Raw genomic sequence first — 2,871 nt, 5'->3', positions numbered from 1 at the left:
GGAGCAGGTGTGATCGCAGACAAGCCCGGTAGCGGATCCGTAACCGTTACATCAGTTAAGGTCACGTCTCCCGTGTTGGTCACCTCGAAAGTATACGTGATCACGTCTCCCGCCTCGTCATAGGTAGGCTGGGACGCCGTCTTCACAATGTCTATCGACGGATCCTGGTTCGCAGTGATCGTCTCGCTGTCCGTGTCGGTCACATCGTCCTCGTTAGGATCGGTGCCGGTTGCAGTCGCCGTGTTGTTCACACTGCCCGCATCCATGTCAGCCAACGTAATGGTATAGGTCGCCGTGAATATCTGGCTATCGCCCGGCTCAAGGGTTACAGGAGCAGGTGTGATCGCAGACAAGCCCGGTAGCGGATCCGTAACCGTTACATCAGTTAAGGTCACGTCTCCCGTGTTGGTCACCTCGAAAGTATACGTGATCACGTCTCCCGCCTCGTCATAGGTAGACTGGGATGCCGTCTTAACCAGATCAATTGTCCCTACTTGAGTAAAATTCTGTATGTCATCGTCAGTATCAGAAACTGGGGTTGACAAAACAGTTCCATTAATAGTTGCAGTATTGGTAAAAGTCCCCGCATCAATGTCCGTCTGTGTCAGGGTATATACTGCCGTGAAAGTAGTGTTGTCCACCGCAGCAGGGGCAAGACTTGCAATAGGTCCGCCGGTCACGGTTACAAGTGGATCAGTGATTGAAATATTGGTGATTTCAGCAGTACCAGAATTGGTAACTGTAAAAGTATAGTTGATTACATCTCCGGCATCCACACGATCCGTAGGGCTTACCACAGTCATATCGATCGTTCCATCCTTTGATAAATCAATCGAACAAGTATTTACGCTTACTTCTACAGGTTTAATCAAATAACATCCAGAATCTGTATTTGTAGCTTTTATATAATATGTACCGGAAGAAGAAACAGCAGATGGATTTGCCAATGGATTATTCCCGTCCGAATCTGTAAAATAGGTAAAAGTCAAACCAGAAGAAGAACCTGCAGTCACTTCTGGGGCGGTCAAATCAACTATAGAAGGAGAACAAACCGGATCTGGATCTGTAATTTCTAGAACAACAAGATCATATAGAGTAAGTGTATCTGTAAAACTCTTTGGATTCAAAACAGAACCATCATCCACTGTCAAGGTAACAATATACTCACCAGGCCCTGGAAAAGTAAAATTCGGGTTTTCAAGACTTGAACTGCCTAAACCTGCAAAGTCCCAAGTCCAAGTATAATTTGCAACATCACCACCTGTAGTAGCATCAAAAAAGCTCACATTATAATCATCACAATTGGTCGCAAAAGTAAAATTAGGCACCAGAGGTGTCCTTACCAATAGCCCATCCGCACTCCAATAACACTGAGAGTTACTTAAAGAAACAGGACAAGTTGGGTCTTTACCAGGACTTCCGGTATCCCAGGTCATATAGATATTTTTCAATTCTATTTCTTGACCAACAATTAGAGTAAATGGGATAAGGGGATGATAGGTTACCCCATCGTTAATGACATTTTCGCCTAGAAAATAACAACCATACTCTGAACTACTTAATACTCCATTTATATAAATATCGTACTGGATATACAAGTTGTATGCATTGCTAGAACTACCTCCAAATTGGGTAGCAATATAGCCATTGATCTCATCCCCGGGATCATAATCCACATTAGGATCTAATGGCTCATCAGTGAGCGCATCATAAAAAAGCACATCTGTGATGGTCACATTGTTTTGAGGACAACCAGGAGGATTATTAGGATCTATAACCAGTGGTGGCGTACCAGAATACTGGGCAAAACTGAGGCCTGAGATCTGAACTAAAAACAGAAATAAAATGGAAAATTTGAAAATGAAATTCAATTTTCCAATCTCTTTCAAGTCCTTAAAAATTTCACTTCCAATTGGTAAGTGATCTTTCTTGAATTTGGATACTTGCTCCATATCGATATTGGTTAAAATTTTCGAGTTCGTAAACGTTTCGCTATACTTTTTCACTTTTTGAACCTGAGTCCGAATCCCTTTAAAAATTTTCCAGGAAACCGGAAATCAGATCTACCCTTTAATCACTCAAAACTTTGATTTTTGACCAATTTTTAAGCGGTCTTTTCACTCAAAGCTATTATTCTGCCATAAAAATACACTTTTATGTTTTTCATATCCAAATTTTTGGAAAACATTTTTTATTTGTAATGCATTTTTTTGTATTTCAATTGATTTTTTTTGCCCTTTTTAGATTAAAAACAGGGAATACAAGGCGCTATAATCATCCAAAAGCAAGAAAAATTGCGGTATTTTATTTATGAAAAAAATAATTATAAAAACACTATTTAGCTTTATTCTAGATTTTATTGACTTTTACATAGTCCCAAAAATAGTTAAATAAATAAACCCTAGGAAATTTTATTTTTTTCAAAAAAAAATCTACCAGAAACTCATCACGTAAAAAAAAGAGGCCCTAAAGCCTCTTTTTCAATTAACACTCGTCACTTTTACTTACATCGTATCCACCTTCTTCTGTCTTCCGGTGTAGGAGAAGGCAGCCTTGCCTACTCTTAGCTCGGTCCTTCTGTTCTGCTGGTGCATTGCCTCGGTGCACTCCATCGAATCGCAGTCGTTCACCGGACGAGTCTCCCCGAACCACTTGTGCTCCATCCTGCCGGACTCGATGCCACGCTTGCTCAGGTAGTCCATCACCACCTGCGCCCTGCGCTCGGACAGTCCCTCGTTGTACTCGTCGGTTCCCCGCTGGTCGGTATGGCCCTCGATGTACAGCATCAGGTTCGGCATACGCTCCAGCATCACCGCCGTGCGCTCCAGGTCCTTCTTGTGCTGCGGACGGATCGCCCACTTGTCAAAGTCA

Annotated in this window: 2 protein-coding genes; both read right to left on the bottom strand. The window is 42.2% G+C overall.

Features of this window, described 5'->3' with window-relative positions:
• The coding region (locus P2G54_RS16435) for a PKD domain-containing protein (protein ID WP_275872654.1) at window positions 1-1,952 on the bottom strand (1,952 nt) is incomplete at its 3' end.
• Window positions 1,953-2,504: 552 nt separating this feature from the next.
• On the bottom strand, window positions 2,505-2,871 hold a 367-nt coding region (locus tag P2G54_RS16430; protein WP_275872653.1), incomplete at its 5' end, for an OmpA family protein.

This window comes from Algoriphagus sp. CAU 1675, assembly GCF_029222925.1.
Lineage (GTDB): Bacteria > Bacteroidota > Bacteroidia > Cytophagales > Cyclobacteriaceae > Algoriphagus.
The sequence above is the reverse complement of the archived record's forward strand: the minus strand, read 5'-3'. Positions and strand labels throughout refer to the sequence as shown.